At 62.3% G+C, this 20124-nt stretch carries 17 protein-coding genes and 1 tRNA gene; 13 read left to right on the plus strand and 5 right to left on the minus strand.

Annotated elements, in window-relative coordinates; all coding sequences use genetic code 11:
• From ABLE85_RS10960 to ABLE85_RS11020, 13 genes are all read left to right on the plus strand, one after another.
• Window positions 1-276, plus strand: a complete 276-nt coding sequence (locus ABLE85_RS10960) for a DUF2635 domain-containing protein (RefSeq protein ID WP_348792899.1) — start codon at window positions 1-3, stop codon at window positions 274-276.
• Window positions 277-279: 3 nt separating this feature from the next.
• On the plus strand, window positions 280-1755 hold the full coding sequence (locus ABLE85_RS10965; protein WP_348792758.1) for a phage tail sheath C-terminal domain-containing protein: 1476 nt from the start codon (window positions 280-282) through the stop codon (window positions 1753-1755).
• Between the two features lie 24 nt (window positions 1756-1779).
• Window positions 1780-2145 carry a phage tail tube protein gene (locus ABLE85_RS10970; RefSeq protein ID WP_348792759.1) on the plus strand — a complete coding sequence of 122 codons (366 nt, stop codon included), beginning with the start codon at window positions 1780-1782 and terminating at the stop codon, window positions 2143-2145.
• A gap of 1 nt (window position 2146) precedes the next feature.
• Entirely contained in the window at window positions 2147-2530 is a 384-nt protein-coding gene (locus tag ABLE85_RS10975; RefSeq protein WP_348792760.1) for a hypothetical protein, read from the plus strand.
• A 96-nt stretch (window positions 2531-2626) separates the two neighbouring features.
• Window positions 2627-5179: a hypothetical protein gene (locus ABLE85_RS10980; protein ID WP_348792761.1), complete on the plus strand. Its 2553-nt coding sequence runs from the start codon at window positions 2627-2629 to the stop codon at window positions 5177-5179.
• Window positions 5176-6444 (plus strand): DNA circularization N-terminal domain-containing protein, encoded by a 1269-nt coding sequence (locus ABLE85_RS10985; protein WP_348792762.1) that lies wholly within the window; start codon window positions 5176-5178, stop codon window positions 6442-6444. Before ABLE85_RS10980 ends, ABLE85_RS10985 begins: the two co-directional genes overlap by 4 nt.
• Window positions 6437-7564, plus strand: coding sequence for a phage baseplate assembly protein (locus ABLE85_RS10990; RefSeq protein WP_348792763.1), 1128 nt, complete (start codon window positions 6437-6439; stop codon window positions 7562-7564). The genes ABLE85_RS10985 and ABLE85_RS10990 overlap by 8 nt, the downstream gene beginning before the upstream one ends.
• Window positions 7564-8088 carry a phage baseplate assembly protein V gene (locus ABLE85_RS10995; protein WP_348792764.1) on the plus strand — a complete coding sequence of 175 codons (525 nt, stop codon included), beginning with the start codon at window positions 7564-7566 and terminating at the stop codon, window positions 8086-8088. The genes ABLE85_RS10990 and ABLE85_RS10995 overlap by 1 nt, the downstream gene beginning before the upstream one ends.
• On the plus strand, window positions 8088-8537 hold the full coding sequence (locus ABLE85_RS11000; RefSeq protein WP_348792765.1) for a phage GP46 family protein: 450 nt from the start codon (window positions 8088-8090) through the stop codon (window positions 8535-8537). Before ABLE85_RS10995 ends, ABLE85_RS11000 begins: the two co-directional genes overlap by 1 nt.
• Complete coding sequence (locus ABLE85_RS11005) at window positions 8537-9604, plus strand: baseplate J/gp47 family protein (protein ID WP_348792766.1); 1068 nt, start codon at window positions 8537-8539, stop codon at window positions 9602-9604. Before ABLE85_RS11000 ends, ABLE85_RS11005 begins: the two co-directional genes overlap by 1 nt.
• Window positions 9601-10182: a putative phage tail protein gene (locus ABLE85_RS11010; RefSeq protein WP_348792767.1), complete on the plus strand. Its 582-nt coding sequence runs from the start codon at window positions 9601-9603 to the stop codon at window positions 10180-10182. The genes ABLE85_RS11005 and ABLE85_RS11010 overlap by 4 nt, the downstream gene beginning before the upstream one ends.
• A 3-nt stretch (window positions 10183-10185) precedes the next feature.
• Window positions 10186-11436, plus strand: coding sequence for a hypothetical protein (locus ABLE85_RS11015; protein WP_348792768.1), 1251 nt, complete (start codon window positions 10186-10188; stop codon window positions 11434-11436).
• On the plus strand, window positions 11436-12032 hold the full coding sequence (locus ABLE85_RS11020) for a hypothetical protein (protein WP_348792769.1): 597 nt from the start codon (window positions 11436-11438) through the stop codon (window positions 12030-12032). The genes ABLE85_RS11015 and ABLE85_RS11020 overlap by 1 nt, the downstream gene beginning before the upstream one ends.
• Before the next feature lie 238 nt (window positions 12033-12270).
• On the opposite strand, the gene ABLE85_RS11025 is transcribed toward ABLE85_RS11020, so the two are convergent.
• The 5 genes from ABLE85_RS11025 to ABLE85_RS11045 all read right to left on the minus strand — a co-directional run bounded on the left by ABLE85_RS11025 (window position 12271) and on the right by ABLE85_RS11045 (window position 20115).
• Window positions 12271-12347 (minus strand) — tRNA-Arg (locus tag ABLE85_RS11025).
• A gap of 263 nt (window positions 12348-12610) precedes the next feature.
• Window positions 12611-13327, minus strand: coding sequence for a SprT family zinc-dependent metalloprotease (locus tag ABLE85_RS11030; RefSeq protein WP_348792770.1), 717 nt, complete (start codon window positions 13325-13327; stop codon window positions 12611-12613).
• Window positions 13327-16422, minus strand: coding sequence for a type I restriction endonuclease subunit R (locus ABLE85_RS11035; RefSeq protein ID WP_348792771.1), 3096 nt, complete (start codon window positions 16420-16422; stop codon window positions 13327-13329). The genes ABLE85_RS11030 and ABLE85_RS11035 overlap by 1 nt, the downstream gene beginning before the upstream one ends.
• Before the next feature lie 7 nt (window positions 16423-16429).
• Window positions 16430-17617, minus strand: coding sequence for a restriction endonuclease subunit S (locus tag ABLE85_RS11040; RefSeq protein WP_348792772.1), 1188 nt, complete (start codon window positions 17615-17617; stop codon window positions 16430-16432).
• Entirely contained in the window at window positions 17614-20115 is a 2502-nt protein-coding gene (locus ABLE85_RS11045) for a class I SAM-dependent DNA methyltransferase (protein ID WP_348792773.1), read from the minus strand. The genes ABLE85_RS11040 and ABLE85_RS11045 overlap by 4 nt, the downstream gene beginning before the upstream one ends.
• Between the last annotated feature and the right edge of the window lie 9 nt (window positions 20116-20124).

Raw genomic sequence — 20124 nt, forward strand, 5'->3', positions numbered from 1 at the left:
ATGAACCTGAAGCCCGCGCCCGGCCGCACCGTGCGCGATCCCGTAACCAAGCAGCTCCTCGCGGATGGCGGCGAGACCAGAGAACTCGACACCTTCTGGCGGAGGCGCCTGACGTCTGGCGACGTGGTCGAGGCGGAAGAAGCGGCCGCGCCCGAGGAATCCGCCGCGCCCGAGGCGGCCGGAACGCCTTCCGGTTCCTCGGAGGAAGCGCCTGATGCAGAAAGCGAGAAGACCAATTCCCGCCGCGCTCGTCGCGCTGCTCAAGCCGAGGAATAGAAGATGTCCATCAGCTTCAATCAAATCCCGATCAATCTGCGTGTGCCGGGTGCCTATCTCGAAATCGACAACTCCCAGGCGGTAACCGGGCTTGGCATCCTGCCGGCAAAAGCCCTGGTGATCGGCCAGATGCTCCCCATCGGCACCGGAGAGGCGCTCAAGGCCACACGCATCCTATCAAACAAGCAGGCAATCGGCCTCTACGGGCGTGGCTCCATGCTGGCGCGCATGCTCGACAAGGCCAAGAGGGCGAACGAGTTCGTCGAGCTGTGGGCGATCCCATTGGCCGATCTTCCGGCCGGTATCGCCGCGACCGGAACGATTGCCGTCAGTGGCACGGCCACCTCGGCCGGCATGATCTCGTTGCTGATAGCCGGACGCCTTGTCCGCATCGGCGTCCAGGCCGGGCAGGCCGCAACCGCGACGGCCACGGCGATCGTCGCCGCCATCAGTGCGGACCCCGATCTTCCGGTGACGGCCGCCGTCGACAGCGAGACGGCGACCCTGGTCAATCTCACGGCGCGCCACAAGGGCCTTTGCGGCAACGATCTCGACATCCGCCTGAACTACTATCGCGGCGATCAGACGCCGGCCGGCCTTAGCCTGGAGGTCACGGCGATGACGGGCGGCACCGGCAACCCGGACATCGCGCCGGTGTTCGATGCGATCGGCGACGAGTGGTTTACCGATTTCGTCACGCCCTATTCGGACGCGCCAAATCTGGATGTCCTGGAGGATGAGCTTGCCAGCCGGTTCGGCCCGATGCGCATGATCGACGGTCATGCCTATGCCGCGACGGGCGGCACGCACGGCGAGATTTCGTCTGTCGGAGAGAGCCGCAATTCGCCGCACCTGTCGATGCTTGGCTTGTCGGGCAGCCCGACGCCGGCCGAGGAGATCGCGAGTGTCCTGGGCGTCGTCTGCGCCTTTGCGCTCGCCAACGACCCGGCGCGGCCGGTCCAGACCCTGACGCTGCCAGGGGTGCTTGCGCCCGCGCTGGAGGATCGCTTCTCTGCGGCGGAGCGCAATCTGCTGTTGCATTCCGGGATTTCGACGGCGACGGTCGACGCTGGTGGCAATGTCGTCATCGAACGCGTCTGCACGACCTATCGCGAGACCGCGACCGGGCTGGATGATCCCAGCTACCTCAACATCGAGACGCTGAAGACGCTGACCTATCTGCGCTACGACACGCGCACCTTCTTCTGGCGAAAATATCCGCGCCACAAGCTTGCCGATGATGGCACGCGTTTCGGCCCCGGTCAGCCGGTCATGACGCCCAAGGTCGCCAAGGCCGAGCTGGTCGGCCGCTTCATCCTCTGGGAAGAAGCCGGACTGGTCGAGGGGCGCGAGCAGTTCAAGGCCGATCTCTATGTCGAACGCGACGGGTCCGACAAGGACCGCCTCAACGCGATCATCCCGCCCGACATCATCAACCAGCTCCGCGTCTTCGCCGGGCTCGTTCAGTTCCGTCTCTAACGGTCTCACAGGAAAGGTCACAGCATGAGCAATCTGCGCCGTGCGGGCACCGTATTCGTCAAGGTCGATGCCCGACAGTTCGATGCCAAGGGCAGCTTCACCTACAATCTCGGTCGCGAGAAGAAGACCGCGATCGTCGGAGCTGATCGCGTCCATGGCTTCAGCGCCATGCCCCAGGCCGCCTTTATCGAGGGCACAATTACCGATGCGTCCGACCTCGACGTTGCCGCCATGATGGCCGTCGAGGACGCGACCGTCACCCTGGAGCTGGCGAACGGCAAAACCGTCCTTCTGCGCAATGCCTGGTTTGCGTCGGAGGGCAACATCACAACCGAACAAGGTGAAATCGCCGTCCGCTGGGAAGGCATGAGCGCAGAGGAGCTGATCTGACATGGACACTGAAGCAATCGAGAACGAGGAACTGGAAGGCCGCGTCCAAGCGGTCGTGGAGCAGTGGGGCGAAAGCTTTGAGACCGTCGCGCGGAATGACCGCTTCGAATTTGGCGGCGACGAAATCCGTATCCGGCTTTGGAAGAAGATCAAGGTCGGCGGCATCGAGGTCGACAGGCTGACCATGGTGGAACCGTCGCTGGACGATCTGATGAAGCTCGACAACGTACGCGGCGATATCGCGCAGACGCGCCGTCTCATCGTGTCGGCGTGTTCGGTGACCGACCGCGAGGCTGGACAGATCGGAATGCGCGACATGGGGCTGATCGGTCAGTTGGCCAAGGCTTTTACTGCCGCCGCCCCGGCAACTGGTTCGACGCTCTAGGCGAGCTGGCGGCGGCCTTTCACTGGTCGCCCGGCGATCTCGTCGGGCTGACCGTCACCGCAATGCTTCGGTGGCACGCACAGGCGAGGCGATTGCATGCTCAAGGGAATTAGGGTTGTCGTCGAGGCCGTCGATCGCGTGACGGCCCCGATGCGCGCCATCGGCGGATCGCTTCGCAACATCAACCTTGCTCCCTTGCGCAACCAGCTTGGCCGCGTCGTCTCTGCGGCCAAGACTGCCGGTGCTGAAATCGGCCGCATGGCCCGCAATGTCGGCATTGCACTCGCCGGCATGGCCGCCGGCGCCGGCGCGATCCTTGCTCGCGTCGCGCGAAGTTCAAACGACGCCGCAGCCGGTGCGGAGCGGCTGGGCATTTCTATGCGTGCCTATCAGGGCCTCGGCTATGCCGCCCGGCGTTCGGGCGCGGACATTTCCGAAATGGAAGCCGCGATGAAGGACCTGAACGGCAAAGTCCTGGATGCCGTCAACGGAAACAAGGAATTGCGCGCCGGGTTCCGCCGCATGGGCGTCGAGCTGCGCGACGCGAACGGCAATCTCCGATCTACGGAAGACATCTTCGTTGACATCGCCAGCGCCTTTTCCCGTGTGCCGGATGGCGCGAAGAAGAGCGCGGCGGCCATGGCCTTGATGGGCAATGCCGGGGTGAAGATGATCCCGCTGCTCAATCGTGGCGGCGACAGCCTGCGCGACATGATGGACGAGGCCGAACGCCTTGGCCTGATCATCGACGAAAAGACGGCCGAAGGTTTCAAGCAGCTCTCCGAAGACATGCACCGACTGCAGGCCGTGGCGACCGGGTTTCAGAACACGATTGCCTCGAAGCTGCTGCCGATGTTTGCCCCGCTGCTCAAGTCGTTCACGGAATGGGCGATCGCGAACCGGGAAGTTATCGCAACGCGCATCACCGATTGGATCGAGCGCATTCCCGGCATCCTTGGCCAGGCCGAGCAGGCCGGCCGCGCCTGGCTGGAGGCGCTGTCGCCGATCGGCTCGGCTATCGCCTGGATCGTCGAGCAGCTCGGGCCGTTCCATTCCGGCATCAGTGGCTTGTCTGTCCTGATCGGAGGCAAGCTGCTGGTCACGCTGTGGCCGCTCCTGCGCGCGCTTTCCGGACTTGGCCTGGTTATCGGCAAGATGGCGCTCGGGCCGTTCGTTGCGATGTTCGCGCAGCTGTTCACGGCGGTTCGGGCAGGAATGGGCGTCATGGCCGCCTTCAACCTGGTGCTCGCCGCGAATCCGATCGGCGCGGTAATCCTCGCCGTGGCGGCGCTCGCGGCCGCTGCATATTTGATCTATCGCAATTGGGACGCGGTCGTTCCGTATTTCATGGGGCTTTGGGCCGCCGTTAAACGGGTCTTCAACGGCGTCGTCGAATTCGTTGCCGGCGTGTTTTCCGGCGACTTCGCGCGTGCCTTCAGCGGCATTGAGGAAATCGCTGCCGGCCTTCTCGACTATTTCACCGGCTTCTGGTCGCCAATCGTCGACGCGTTCCGGACCTTCCTGGGCTGGGTCGACGGCCAGTTCGGCACCGGCCTGCTCGCCGCCTTCGACAGCGTCGTTGCGGGCATCCGCGAGGCGTTCGCGCCGCTTGGCGCTTTCCTGTCGGAGCGCTGGGCGGATATCCGGGCGATATTCGAAGGGTTCGGTGATTTTCTGGCCGGCGTTTTCACCGGCGACCTGACCCGTGCCTTTGATGGCCTCAAGACGATCGCGGCCGGCCTTCTCGGCTATTTCACCGGCTTCTGGTCGCCAATCGTCGACGCGTTCCGGACCTTCCTGGGCTGGGTCGACGGCCAGTTTGGCACCGGCCTGCTCGCCGGCTTCGACAGCGTCGTTGCGGGCATCCGCGAGGCGTTCGCGCCGCTTGGCGCTTTCCTGTCGGAGCGCTGGGCGGATATCCGGGCGATATTCGAAGGGTTCGGTGATTTTCTGGCCGGCGTTTTCACCGGCGACCTGACCCGTGCCTTTGATGGCCTCAAGACGATCGCGGCCGGCCTTCTCGGCTATTTCACCGGCTTCTGGTCGCCGGTCTACGACGCGTTCCGGTCCTTCCTCGGCTGGGTCGACGGCCAGTTCGGCACCGGCCTGCTCGCCGGCTTCGACAGTGTCGTTGCCGGTATCCAGGGCGTCGTTGGAGACATTGCCGGCCTCTGGTCACCCGTCACGGCGGCATTCAAGGCCGTCGAAAAATGGATTAAGGGCACCTTCGCGCCGATGATGAAGGCCGCGGTGCAGGCTGTCTATGATGCCATCAAGCCCATCATCGACACGATCGCGGCCGCCATCGAAGGCATCTCGGCCGGCATCGACAAGGTTGTGGGCGCAGCGAGCTGGGCGAAGGACAAGGTGTCATCCGGCTTCGGCACTGTCACCGGCGGTGTTTCTTCCGCATGGAACAATCTGTGGGGCGGAGGTTCCACCTCGCCCTCCGCACCTGATGCACCTCCGGTCGCGCCGGATGTGCCGTCTGCCTTTAAGGGCGGCGTGCCGTCGTCACAGAGTGTCAACCTTGATGGCACGGTTGACGTTCGTGTGCACTATGACAGGCCGCCGACCGTGAAAGCCCAGATGAACGACCCGCGCATCGGCACCGATGTCACGGCCGGCCCGTCCATGGTGACGCCATGAGCTGGTCCTCGTCACTGCGGCCGGCGTCGTTTCGTGGCGTCTCGTTCGGCGTGCTTGGCGCGCAGAAGGAATTCGGCCGCCGCGTCATCACGCACGAATTCCCGCTTCGCGACCAGCCGTTCCACGAAGACATGGGCCGCCATCCGCGCGCCTTCAACATCGACGCCTTCCTGGTCGGCGCTGACGTTGTCGCCCGCGCCCGCCGACTGGAAGCCGCCCTGGAGCAGAAGGGACCGGGCCTTCTTGTGCATCCGTACTATGGGGCGCTGACTGTCGTCGCGCTCCAGTCGGCCACGACCTTCGCCGCCTTTGAAGGTCGCGTTGCCCGCATCCAGATCGCATTCGAGGAAACCGGTGGTGCCGCAATGCCGGGCGGCGTCCTCAACACGGTCGCCGCACTGTTGTCAGCGGGAGCGGTCGTGGCCTCATCCGTGCTCGAGGCCGCCATCGCCGGCTTCTCGCTAGTGCGCCAGCTCACGCATGTGCGTGATGTCATGGCGGCGGATTTCCGCGCCTCGGGTTCTGTGATCCGTTCGATTGTGTCGTCCTCCGGCCTGACGGGGGGAGCCGTGCGGCTCGGCCCGGTCGTCGCGCCGACCGGCGGCTTGCCGTTGACGATACCGGCCGCGCTCGACCGCCTTGCGGCAACGGCGGCGAATGATTTGGGAGACGCCCGCGCCGACGCCGAACTCATTTCCCGCACGATGCGCGCTCTGGCCACCGTACCGATGGCGGTGAAGTCGTTTTCGACGGAGCGGGACGAGCATGTCCGCCTCGTCGATGCGCTGCTGTCCGTCTCGGGATGCCTGACCGAACGGCCAGGCGGGCGCGTCGAAGCACACAACCGGGCCGTCTTGACCTTCCTGGTCGACGCGACGGCCGCCGCCGCTGCCGTCGAGGCGGCGAGTACGGTGGTGTGGGACAGTCGCGAGCAACTCGACCTCTATGCCGCCCGCGTGGCGGCCTTGATCGACGATGCCGCCGACCGCGCCGGCGCGTATGGCTGGGACCAGCCGTGGCGCGATCTCTGCGACCTCGGCGCGGCTTGGTCGACCCACGTTGCGCAATCGAGCCCGCCGTTGCCGCGCGTTCGCAAGCTGGTGCTGCCGGCAGCACTTCCGGCGTCGCTGCTCGCCTATCAGCTCGATGGCGACGATCTGGCATCCGTGTTCGGTCGCGGCGGCTCGATCGCGCGCCGCAACGCAGTCCGCCATCCGGGTTTCGTGCCCGGCGGTGAAGAGCTGGAGGTGGTCGCCAATGGATGACCTCACTCTAACCCGCGTCGCCCTCAGCATCGACGGCATGGACTGGTACGGCTGGAAGGAGGCTCAGATCACCCTCTCGATGGAACAGGGTGCCGGCACCTTCCAGTTGACGCTGACGGAGCAATGGGCCGGAAGCGTGCGGCGTCCCATCGGTCCCGGCGCGGCGTGCTCCGTCTCGATCGACGGCGAATTGGTCATCAAGGGCTGGGTCGATGATGTCGAACCGGCCTATGACGCCGAAAGCCACGATCTGACCGTGCGCGGCCGCGATGCCACCGGCGATCTGGTCGATTGTGCGGTGTTGCCGCCGTTCGAGTATCGCGGTCTGACGCTGACGGAAATCGCCACCCGCATCGCCGCGCCGTTCTCGATCCCGGTGCGCGCGGAAGTCGATGTCGGCAAGCCCTTCGAACGCTTCGCCGTCCAGCCGGGTGAAACCGCATGGGAGGCGATCGAACGGGCAGCGCGCATGCGTGCGGTTCTGGCCATGGCGGACGGCCGTGGTGGGCTTCTCTTGACCCGCGCCGGCACCGGGCAGGCTCCCGCGCCGCTTGTTCTCGGCGGCAACGTCCTGGCGGCGCGCGGCCAGTTCACCTTCAAGGACAGGTTTTCCGAGTACCACGCGCTCGGCCAGCAGGAAGGGAGCGATGCGTTCGGCGATGCAGCCGAGGCGAGTGCGCCAAACGCCCGGGTCACCGATACGGCAGTGCGCCGCTATCGGCCGACGATCCTTTTGGGCGAAGCCCAGGGCGATGACGGCGGCCTGAAACAGCGCGCCGAATGGCAGAAGGCGGTCAACGCCGGTCGCTCCAAGCGCGCGACCTATACGGTCCAGGACTGGCGCGCGGCGGGAGCGCTGTGGCGTCCCAACGCACGCGTTTCGGTGGTTGACGCTTACATGAACCTCGACGGCGAAGAGCTGTTCATCCCGCGCGTGACGATGGCGCTGTCGGAAGCCGGGACCTTTGCCGGGATCGAGGTGGCACCGCTCGACGCCTACAAGCTGGAACCTGAAAGCAAAGCCCAGGCGGACAAGCGCGAGGCAGGCAAGGCCGCCCGTAGCGCCGAGAAGGGCAAGAGCGGCGGCGGCGATCCTTTCTCTCTTTGGGATGCAAACTGATGCTGACGCTTCGCGACTTTGCCCGCCTCATTGCACCGACGCACCGACGCATCATGCACATCGTCAGTCGGGCGAAACTCACAATGGTGAGTGATGCAGAAGGCCTGCAGCGCCTTCAGGTTTCCGTCCTGAATGGCGAGACCCGCGACAATGTCGAGCGGTTCCAGCAATACGGTTTCTCCTCCCATCCCCAGGCCGGCGCGGAAGTGCTGATGCTGTCGCTCGGCGGCAGCCGCGATCACCCGGTCATCATTGCCGTCGATGACCGGCGCACCCGGCCGGGCGGCGCGGCGGCCGGTGAGACCGAAGTCTACAATGACGCCGGCGTCAGCCTGCGGCTGCTGGCAGACGGTACGCTGCTGATCAAGGGTCCGCTCAAGGTCCGCATGGAGACGCCCATGCTGGAGGTCACCGGCGACATCAAGGACAACTGCGACGGCGGCGGTCGCACCATGCAGGAGATGCGCGACACCTACAATCGCCACCAGCATCCGGGCACCGGCCTGCCCACGGAGAAGATGTGATGCTCTCCATGGTCTGGAACGCGGCGGCTATGGGCGGAGACGTTGAAATCTCGGCCGGCAATCTTGCGGATGACGACACGCTGCGCACGGCCATTCTCGTCAGCCTTTTCACCGATCGGCGCGCCGGTCCCGACGACGAGCTTCCGGATGGCGCTGGCAACGATCGGCGCGGCTGGCTCGGCGATGCATTGTCGAGCGTCGAAGGTGACCGGATCGGTTCACGTCTCTGGCTGTTGAAGCGCCGCAAGCAGACCGAGGAGACACGCCGGCAGGGCGAGGACTATTGCCGTGAGGCGCTGGAATGGCTGGTCGAGGACGGCATCGCCTCCGCCATCACCATCGAAGCGGCGTGGGCTCGTTCCGGTGTTCTGGTCTGCCACATTGCTGTTTCGTTGCCGAACGGGTCTGACCAGACCTTCACCTATTCCGTTGCCGCCGCGAGCGTCTGATGCCATTTGCCCGTCCCAGCCCCCAAGAAATCCGTGACCGCATCAGCACCGACGTTGTGCGCTTCCTGGGCGGTGCGGCCGCGCTCATGCGCCGGTCGCTGGAATGGGTGCTGGTGCGGATGCTGGCCGTCGCCTCACACGAGCTGCACGGCCACCTGTCGTGGATATCGCGTCAGGTGCTGGTCGATCAGGCCGATGACGAGGAGCTGGAGCGCCATGCCAACATTTGGGGCATCCGGCGCCAGGCCGCCGTGCGTGCCCATGGCCGCGTCACGTTCACGGGAACGGCTAGCGCGACGGTTCCCGGCGGCACGGAACTGCGCCGTTCCGACGATCAGCGGTATTTCGTCGACGCCAGTGTGGAAGTCGGTTCGGCCGGGACCATCGTCGCGACGGTTACGGCGGCCCTCGAAGGTGCTGCCGGCAATGCGCCGATCGGCGCGGCGCTGCAGTTGGTCACGCCGCTGGTCGGCATCCAGAACCCCGCGCGCGTGGCCGACGACGGCAGCGGTGCCGGTCTGTCCGGCGGCCGGGAGAGCGAGAGTGACGCATCCATGCGCGCCCGCATCCTGTCGCGCATCCAGCAGCCGCCGCACGGCGGCGCGCGACATGACTATGTTTCGTGGGTGCGTGAGGTGGTCGGTGACACGCTTGTCTGGGTCTATCCGAACCAGCTCGGTCTTGGCACCGTCGTCATTGCCTTCGTGATGCCAAATGGCACGATCCCCACGGCGTCCGTCGTGTCGGCCGTCCAGGCGCATGTCAATGAGGAACGGCCGGTGACTGCCGATGTGACGGTGGTCGCGCCTGTCATCGAACCGCTCGACATGCTGATCAGGCTGTCGCCGGATACCGCGCTCGTTCGTGCGGCCGTTCTGGCGGAGCTGGGTGAAATGATCATGCGTGAGGCGACGCCCGGTGGCACCTTGCCCATCTCCCGGCTGTCGGCGGCGATCTCGGCCGCTTCTGGTGAGTATAGCCACAACCTTCTTTCGCCGACCGCTGATGTCGTTACGGGCTTCGGGCGCATAACGCGGCTCGGCACCGTCACCTGGGTGGTCGAATGAAGGCGGCCGACTATTTCGCGCAGCTCCAGACGCTGCTTCCGCGCGGCGATCTCTGGCGGCGCGACCAGGATGCGAGCCTGACCTTGCTCTTGAAGGCGCTGGCGGCGGAGTTCGCCCGCATCGACGTGCGCGCCCAGAATTTGTTGCGCGAAGCCGATCCGCGCACGACGACGGAGCTGCTGGAGGACTTCGAGCGCGTGGCAGGTCTGCCCGATCCGTGTGTTCCGGACGTCCAGTCGATGGAAGCGCGCCGGCTGCGCCTCGTGCAGAAACTGACAGGCCGGGGCGGTCAGTCGCGCGGGTTCTTCATAGAGCTGGCGACGGGTCTCGGCTTTCCGATCACGATCACTGAATTCCGACGCTTTACCGCCGTTTCCTCGTGCATCGACGGGATCAATCAAGACCCGTGGTGCCATGTCTGGCGCATCAACGCGCCGGCCGTTCGCATCGACAACATGACCGTGACGAGCGCTTGCAACGAGCCCATTCGCTCATGGGGCAATGAACTGCTGGAATGCGTGCTGACGCGTTTGAAGCCCGCTCACACCCATCTTCTCTTCGGCTACGGAGGCCAATAGCTCATGGATCGCATCAGGACATCAACGGCAGTTGCCGACCTTTTCGGAGTGGGGAAACCCGGCTTCACGGATGGCGACCCGATCGGCGGCATTTTGGCGACATGGCTGAATGCCGCTTGGTTCAACCAGGTCCAGGAGGAGTTGTGCAATTTCATCGAGGAGGCTGGCCTTCAGTTGGACCCGGCGAGCCGGGCGCAGCTCGGGAAGGCGGCCGCGCGCTATGTGCAATCAGGCAAGTGGACCTATGCGGTCGCAACGGGTACTGCAAACGCTCTCGTCGTGGCGCTCGCGCCTGCGGTGACGCAATACACACCTGGCATGACGGTTAGGGTCAAAGCAGCGTTCAAGAACACGGGCGCCGTGACATTGGATGCTGGCGCCGGAGCAGCTCCTGTCCGCCGTCCATCGGGGTCGCCTCTTGTCGGAAATGACCTTGCAAAAGACGGCGTTTACACGTTCGTTTTTGATGGCGTCAGTTGGGTGGCAGCCCAACTCGAGCCTCCTTTACCATTAGCCGGGGATGTGACGCTGTTTGTTCGCACGAACGGCTCTGATGCCAACGACGGCGGAGCAGACACGGCGGCGCGGGCGTTTCGGACTATCCAATACGCCGTTGACTATGCAATCACCCATTTCGTGGGCCGATATCGCATCACCATTCGCGTCGCGGATGGGGTGTATGCACCGTTCGTGGTATCTGGTTCCCCGAACCTTGATATCGAGGTTCTTGGCAATCGACAGAACCTGCAGAATGTCGAAATCCGCGCTGCGGCCACCGACAAGTATGCCGTCTACGTGACCAACTTTGCCCGTTTGAAGATTGACGGGGTTCGCTTGGAGGGGGGCAACGAAAATCTGCTCGTTGTCGGCGATCAGGCTCTGATAAATATCGGCAGTATCAGGCTCGGCGCGTGCCCCCAATATCATATTTTCGCTATCGACGGCGGGGTTATATCCACCGTTGAGCGCGTTGAGGTGACCGGAAGCGCCCAATCGTTTTTGACAAGTGCCTATGGGCGCATCAATAGCAACGATTGCACTGTGCAATTTTCGGCCGGCCTGACCTTTTCAAACGTCGTGTTCGCCAGCGGCGGAACCATCTCCCTCTCCAATGTAAGCTTTCCAGGGGCAACACCAACGGGACGGAGATACACAGTCCAGAGAAACAGCATGTTGTTCACGGGTGGCGGAGGGGCGAACTACATCCCGGGAACCACTGCCGGGGTCACGACACAAGGAGGTACATACTACTGATGTTTCCCTATGATTGGTATTGGCGAGCCGACGACGGCCGCATCTATTCCTCGGCGAAGCAGGCGTTGGTGGATGCTGAGAACGCCGACTTTCTGGACTTTGGAAAAAGGGCCAAAGCTACGCGTTGGCCCGTGGATGATAACGGGGAGCAGTCGGACGATGCGCTTGCTGCCGTGCTCACTCCTCACGGCCTGCGCCTGTGGCCGCTCACGCTGAAAGAGCTAAAGGCCGTTCTTCTACGGTCGGTTGACGAAGCGGCCGAGGCCGAGCGGCTGAAATACATCACGCCGGGCGCTGGCCAGGCGATGACCTATCAGCGCAAGGTCGAGGAGGCGCGCCGACTGGTGGCGCTCGCGGAAGCCGAAGCGCAGATCAACGCGGCCGAGTTCCCAATGCTGTCAGCCACGGTCGGTCTCGACGGCGACACGCTTGACGCCGTGGCGCGACTGGTCATCGACATGGACGCGGCCTGGGCGCGGGTCGGTGCGGCGATCGAGGCGGTGAGAATGGCGACGAAACAGGCGATCGACGCGGCCGAAGACGAAGAGGCAGCGAGGGCGGTCGTTCCCGCTTGGCCGGCTGCGGCGGAAGGGTAGATGAACCGCCGGACGAGGGACGATGAAACGGGCCTTAAACGGCCCGTTTTTTTAATCTGCGCGAGTGCCAAATGTGGTGAAAATCAGTGACAATTCGCGCGGCGCGCAACAGTGGTCGGAAGAGATGGCGTTCTTCTGAATAGGGCCGAATGGGCGGGAATTTACCGCCGCCTGCTTCCTATATGCTTCCTGTAGATTGGAAGGGGCAGGCCGAAAACTCTCAAGTCCTTGATTTCGTTGGCGCACCCGACAGGATTCGAACCTGTGACCTCTGCCTTCGGAGGGCAGCGCTCTATCCAGCTGAGCTACGGGTGCCTGGCCGAAGCTGAAGAATCGCTTCGACGAAAATCAGTCGCTGGCTGACCGATCCCGCGCTTCATAGCCGATGCGTTCGCAGGCATCAACGGGGAAATGGAGTCGCGCTGTCCTCCGAAGGCAGAGGTCACAGGTTCGAATCCTGTCGGGTGGGTGCCGAGGCTGTGCCGGAGGCAGCCGGGCAGGGGCTGATCGGAGATTGCGCGCTGTGCCGCCTGAGTGCCGAGGCTCTCCGAGCTAGTCGCCGCTGACGGCGTAACAGATCAACTTCCCCATAACTCGTCAGCCAGCGGAAGCTCGTTCAACTCCCTCCGTGCCTCTGGCCAAGCCGGATAGTTCTCAGTCATCAGCTCAAAGAATCTCGGGCTGTGTCTCGGCTCGATTAGGTGTGTCATTTCATGAACGATGACGTATTCGAGCAAATCCTTCGGCTTTCTCACCAGCTCCGTGTTCAGCCGAATCGTCCTAACCTCTGTGGTGCACCCTCCCCACTTGGTTTTCATGCGCTGCAGGAAATAGCGCGAAACCGAAACGCCTAAGGTCTGCTCCCAGCGGCGGATAATTGGGGGCACGGCTGCGTGCAGGAGCGACTTATGCCACTCATGGAGGACTTCAGCCCGCTTCTGCGCCGAACTTCCAGGGCGAACAATAAGGCGGATCGAACGGTGATCCAGAACCACCGACGGCTTCTGATCCAGTTCGACGACCGTCATGAGGTATCTGCGTCCCCAGACGTAATGGCTTTCCCTGCCGATGAACCTGCGGGCTGGTTCACGCTGCTGCGCCCTCAAGGCAGCCTGCTGCTTTCGTATCCAAGCAAGCTTCGAGATCGCGTAGGCTCGCGCCACCTCGAGCCGCGTCGAAGAAGGGGCGACGAGCGTGACATGCCCATCCGGCGGGTGGACGGACAAATGAACATTCTTCACTGCCTTCCTGGTTACCGCGATGAAGATGTCACCCAGTTTGATGGTCTCGGTCATCAATATCCCGACTGGTGTTTGATGATCTCGAAAAGGCCGGTCGTCGCCTCTCGATCACGGTTCAGCAGCGGAAAAATTGCATTGAGGACCTGCTTCTCTCTACTGTCATCGCCTTTCCAGTCGGCTGGCGCCCTCTCACGGATCGTCAAGTCGATCTCAAGCGCCAGCGCAGCCCTGCTGTAATCGGTTTGCGGGCACGAGAAGAGTGAACCGGGCAGGGAAGCGAGGTTGTTGAAGATTACCGTTGCCTCACGCTTGCCCTTCAGCTCGTGTGGAATGTCAGCATCGGGGTTCTTAGCTGCCAACTGACGCGCAAGGTCTTCGGCACGCCGCAGGAACTCGTCGTAGGCGGCGGCATCTTCGCGGCTCTGACGGATGAGATCATCCAGAAGTGCTGACATCTGGCTGTAAAAGCGAGGGTCGGTCAGCTGATCGCGGATGATGGTCTTACGAAGATTGTTGATGATGCCTTCGGCGATCGCATTCTTGGAGAGCTTACCCTTGGCGTTGAGCCTCCTGGCGATGGCATCATGGATGCCCGTGTCGATGATCAACTCGGTCAGCGACATCTTGGCCAGGTCGCCAAGGGCTTCGGCCGGGTCTGCCTGAACATAGGTGTTCAGCAGGTGACGCATGTCAGCCTCGAACGGCTTAATATCCAGTTCTTCGCCGGAGTGCTTCTTGATCGCAGCTCGTAGGTCGCCGAAGGTCTCGACTTCGCGGCTGATGGTATCAGCTTCTGCCGGGCTGTAACCGGCCTCTTCCAGCTGCTGCGCGATGGCCGAATATGCGCGCACGAAGGCTGCTACTGCCTTGTAGAAAGCGATGCGCAGGGCTTCGGTGTCGGTTAGAGCATTGGGATCCAACGCGTCACCGCAGAAGTAGTGCAGGAACTGTTCCACCGACCGGGGAAGCTCCACCGGCTCGCACAAGAAGTGCAGCGCCTCACAGGTGCCATCGAGGTGCTTCTTGCCCTCCTCCAGCCAGTTCTTGATCTGGACGTTGTTCTCGCCACCGCTACCCTGGTCGATGTCCAGCTCGTCCGAGCTGTAGACGGCGATCGCCTGCTGAACGTCGCCGAACAGCTCCTTGAAGTCGACGATGTAGCCGTAGTCCTTGTCGTCGCCGTCGAGACGGTTCGTGCGGCAGATTGCCTGGAACAGGTTGTGGTCGCGCAGCTCGTTGTCCAAGTAGATGTAGGTGCAACTCGGGGCGTCAAAGCCGGTCAGCAGCTTGCTGACCACGATCAGCAGTTTCATGTTCGCCGGTTCCTCGATGAACCGGCGCTTGGTTTCGTCCTCATACTGCTTGGTCGTCAGGCCGCCCTTCAGGACGAACTGTGTATAGGTGTCGAACTTGTAGCGCTCGTCGCTGTTAGCCGGCTCGCGCGATATCGCGTTGTGGTTGGGCTCATACGAGGTGACGATCCCGATGTGATTGGCGAAGCCCGTGTTCTGGAACAGTCGGAAAAAGTGGCAGGCATCATGGATAGACGCGGCGACCAGGATTGCCGTTCCCCGGTCGTTGTTGAGCCGGGTTTTCAGGCCGAAGTCGGTGACGATCTCGGCGACGATCCGGTTCTTCCGTTCGGCAGCGCTCATCAGGTCTTCCATCGTCGCCCACCGGCGACGCAGGACAGCCTTCTGAAAATTGTTCAGCCCCTTGGTCTTCTGCTCGAACCAGTCGTCGATCTTGACCCGGTTGGTCAAGCGCTGAGGGACGTTGCGCGCCTCGTATTTCAGGTCGAGCACCACGCGGTCCTCGACGGCCTCGTGGAACTTATAGGTGTGGATATAAGTGCCGAAGACATCGCGGGTCATCTGGCGGTCGCGACGCAGCAGCGGGGTGCCAGTGAACCCGACGAAGATGGCGTTCTCCAGCCAGCGTTTCATCTGGGCGTTCATGCCGCCACCCTGGGTGCGGTGGCACTCGTCCACGAAGACGTAGAATCGACCCGTAACCTTGGGCGCCGGGCCCGTCAGGTCGGTGCTGTCGAACTTGTGGATCAGCGCACATAGCAGCCGCGGCGCCGCGGATCCCAGCTTCTCGACGAACTCGGCGCGTGAAGTGATGCGAGGCGAAGGTGCGTCCTTGCCGATCACCCCGGCATTTCGCATCACGCCGCTGATCTGCTTGTCCAGCTCGTCGCGGTCGGTGATAATCAGCACCCGCGCCTCAGGGTCGAACTCCATCAGCCACTTGGCGATGAGCACCATCAGGATGCTCTTTCCCGAGCCCTGGGTATGCCAAATGACGCCACCCTCGTGCTTGGCGATGCGCTCCTGCGCGAGCTTCACAGCCTTGAACTGGTGCTGACGCGGCACCTTCTGACGGCCGTCGTCGAAGATCACGAAGTTGCGGATCAGATCCAACAGCCGGTCATGACGCAGCACTTGCGAAACTGGCCGGTCCAGCAGCGCTCCTTCGGCCGGTGCACCGGCAGGCGGGGCTTCGTCTTTCCACTCGACGTAAAACTTCTCGGGCGTGCCCACGGTGCCAAGGCGCAACCCTTGGGCATCGCTGCCGGCCAGCAACAGCTGCACGGTCGGGAAGAACGCCTCGTTGAAGATGCTTTCCTGATTGGTGATCAGCTGGCGGATTCCGTCGCCGATCTCGACCGAGCTGCGCTTCAGCTCGATCACCGCTATGGCGAGTCCGTTGAGATAAAGGACGATGTCCGGGCGCCGTTCATGGCCGCCTTTCAGCGTGACCTCCTCGGCAAGGGCGAAATCGTTGACCCCCGGGTTTCCCCAGTCCACCAAATGCACCGTGGTGTGGGGTTGTCCGGCCTCGGTCTGCACATCGACGCCATAGCGGAGCAGTTGGTAGGTGCGCAGGGACGCCTGATAAAGCGTCGTGCCCATCACTTGCGCCGCCGTGCGCAGCTTCAGCACCGTGGCCGAGATCTGGGCGTCCGTATAACCCCGCGTGGTGAGGTTGGCACGGAGCAGCTCTTCCTCGATGCCCTGATTGCCCGTCCGTTTCGACCAATCGCCGAGGTGGCGGAACCCCAGCCCGCCTGTGGTGATCGGCGCCGTCAGATGCGCGGTAAGTCGGTTCTGGGAGGCGCGTTCGGAGCGGGAGCGGGCGGTCATCAATACCTCACTGAAAAGGAAGCCGCGTGCGGCCGGTCAGCAATTCCTGCATCATGGCCTGTTTGATCAGGCGTGTCTTGTCGAGTTGAGCCTGGAGGGCAGAAAGTTCGGCGTCCATGTCGGTGAGAACGGTGGCGATGGCGGCCTGCTCGGCTACCGAATTGGGCACGTGAAGAGACAGTGGAGCGAGGTCTTTAGGGTGCACATGCGGTTGAGCGCCACCTGACTGTGAACGATAGATTTCCTCTTGTTTCATAACCAGAGAATAAAACAGAAACCGTATATCGTAAGAACAGCCTTCCGAGATTGTCGAGCAATCCGATGCAAATATAGAACCTTCGTGGAAAGCGACATACCCTGCACTAGCACCAGATGCGCTAATAGTGATAACAGGTCCTTCGCAGTTGTATTCGTTATGAAAGTATGCAGGTTTTCGACCCCCTGCAATTACTGGGATCGCCCCAGGAACTAGGAGCTTTGCTGTTATCAACTGACCTTTTTTTACATCGACAGTGTCACCTAACCGCTCCACTTCCCACGTATCCATGAAGCCGGGCAGCCGGGTCTGGCCGGTTAGGAGTTGCTGCATCGCAGCTTGCCTAAGGTCACGCTTTTTAGCGATCAGTCGTTCCATCTCCACCACAGCTGCATCGACATCCTCAAGCGCACCCGATATTGCGCGCTGTTCGGGCTCTGGCGGGAACGGAATCTTCAGTTGCGAAATTCTTGACGTGTTGAGGTTGAGCTGATCGTTACCTGATGCTACGACCGCTCTCAGGTGACCAATCTGTGAGTTGAGGAAAAGAACGATAAAGGCTTTATCGCCTCGAGATTGCTCGATGATTGCTGCAATTCCGTCGTTGGCGCAACAATATACGCCCAGAATCTTCGTAACTCCGAGAGTTCTTGCGCCGCTGTTCACAATGACTATCGTTCCTGCCATCATTCGCCGGCTTCGACGCGACCCCTCTTCCGTGAGCTTCGTGGGCGTTTCAAGAACTACTATCTGCTCTGGAGGAATATTCGTCAGGCACCCAACGGTCAGCCATGGGATGAATGAGCCATTGAAGAATCGACTATCTCCAGCCGGTCTTGGCGACCCTCCTCGAACAACTCTTCCAATCTCACCCAGGGATACAACACCCCAATCCTCTGGGATCACACCCACCTCAGTCTGCTTATAGCTGGGCTTCATACCGACAACCCCATCGCCTTCAAATGCCCGGCCACCTTTGCCGCAAGTGCCACCACTTCATCCTGAAGCGTCGGCAGCGGGGTAGCGTAGCGTTCGGCCAGTTCCTTCACTCGCCCGGTCAAACACTGCGACATGCGGTCGAGCTCGCCCTGCACGTCTGCCTCCAGCCGGGCCATCCATTTGTCGTCGATAACCAGCACCTTCACCTCATCCTCAGTCAGGGCGGGGTATCTGCGATGGATAAGCTCGTCCAGCGCCTTCTGGGCATCGCCTCTAGCCGTCTTGACCTTCTTCTGCTCCCTTAACAGGTCTAGATAGCTTTCCAGCGCCGCGACCTCGTCGGCATAGTTCTTGTCCGCACTCAGCCTCTTGATGCTGGCCCGTGCGCTCTTCTCGTTGATGGTCTGTTTGCCATCCTCCCCGACGACCGCATCCGAAAGCAGTCCGTCGTCACCCGTGCCTTCCTCGAACCGCTCTTCGAGTTCGACCTCAAGCTCGGCGATCCGTGCATCCAGCTTGTCGATCTGCGCTTGTTCCTCGGCGAAATACCGAGCGACCAACAACGGCGCGGAAAGAAGGTCAGACGCGAAGCGCCGCTGCCCGATCTTGTAATCGGCCTTCTCGGGCCAGACGAGCTTGCCTTCCTTGTTCTTCACCTTCTTGATCTCACGAGGTAGCACACCCTGAACCCAGCCTGTGCCAGAGATCAAATAGCAGTCGTCCTGCATGACCTCGTTCCACCATGCCATCAGGTGCTGGTAGATGTCATAGGCGTCGATCAGCGGGGCGGCGCGGAACGCGTCCAACAGATCCTCGGCGATGTCGACGATCAGTTCTTTGGGATGACTGTCCTCATCAAAGGCCACGAGTTTCGGCCGGGTGCGCGCGCGCCATTCGTCAAAGATCGCGGCGGCCGCTTTGGTGAAGGCGCAGAATTCCGGGTGGTCGAGGATGGCCGCCTTCACCTCGGCCTGAGGCAGGCGCAGCTGGTGGTAGCGCGGACGGTCCGAGGGTGCGAAGAGCGTAGCCCGGATGGCCGGCATGATCTGCCAGTAAACGGCCAGATCGTCGATGTCGCGCTCGGGGATGCCGCCCTTCAGATGACCCTCGATGTCCTGCAGATCCTCGGGGTCGGTCGAGTCAATGTAACGCGGCAGGTTCAGGTTGAAGGCGTTCTTGGGGTCGGCGATCTCGTCGATGGAGATCCAGCGTGCATAGCGCGCTACGTCGATGCCCTTGGTAAAGGTATCGACGATCTTGTGGATGTCCTGCTCGCGCAAGCGGTTCTTGGGACCGTCCTTCATGAAACCTTTCGAGGCGTCGATCATGAAGATGCCCTTGCGACCAACCGCGTTCTCCTTGTCGAGGACAAGAATGCAGGCAGGAATGCCGGTGCCGTAGAAGAGGTTTGCCGGCAGGCCTATGATGCCCTTGAGGTAGCCCGAACGCACGAGGTTCTCGCGGATGACGGCCTCGGCGTTGCCGCGGAACAGAACGCCGTGTGGAAGGATGCAGGCGGCCTTGCCGGTGCTTTTCATCGACCGGATGATATGGAGCAGGTAGGCGTAGTCGCCCTGTTTTGCCGGCGGCACACCGAAGCTGAAGCGCTGATGCTTGTCAATGATCGTGCCATCCTTCTTGTCGAACTCGAACCCCGTGCTCCAGGCCTTGTCCGAGAAGGGTGGATTGGCGACCACGTAATCGTAGGTGCGCATCTGGTCGCCATCCAGGAATCGCGGCTGCGTGAGCGTGCTGCGTCCGCCCTCGATCTTCGCCGTGGGGAAGTCGTGCAGGATCATGTTCATGCGGGCGAGACCGGCGGTGGTCACGTCCTTCTCCTGACCTTCCAGAGTGATTTGCTTGCCCGCTTCGGCTGCGACTTTCAGGAGCAGGGAACCCGAGCCGCACGTAGGGTCGTATGCGGTCGTCGAGGCGACCGAGTTCTTGGGCGAGATGCCGATGACCTTGGCGATGACGCGGCTGACCTCGGACGGCGTGTAGAATTGACCCTTACTCTTGCCGCTCTGGGTGGCGAAGTGGCGCATCAAGTATTCATAGGCATCGCCGAGGATATCGTCGTGATCTGCCCGATTGTTCGAGAAGTCGAGCGCCGGGTTCTGGAAGATGGCGACTAGGTTTTCGAGGCGTTTGACCTTCTCGTCACCCTCGCCGAGTTTGTTGGGATCGTTGAAGTCAGGGAAGTCGGTGCGAGCCAGGGTTCGCGGGTTCGCATCGACAAGCGGCTGGATAATTTGGGTGTTGATGAGGTCGCCGATCGAGGGGTTCCCCTTCAGCGCGACCATGTCGGCGAAGCTGGCGCCTTTGGGGATGACGATCGGCGGGGCGAAGTCGTCGCTGTTCGCGTATTTGTCGGAGACGTATTTGATGAACAGCATGAACAGGACGTAGTCCTTGTATTGAGTGGCATCCATTCCGCCCCTGAGCTCGTCGCACGACGCCCACAGAGAGGAGTAGAGGTCGGACTTCTTCACTGCCATTTCATCGCC

Source organism: Mesorhizobium sp. KR1-2 (assembly GCF_040045035.1).
Lineage (GTDB): Bacteria > Pseudomonadota > Alphaproteobacteria > Rhizobiales > Rhizobiaceae > Pseudaminobacter.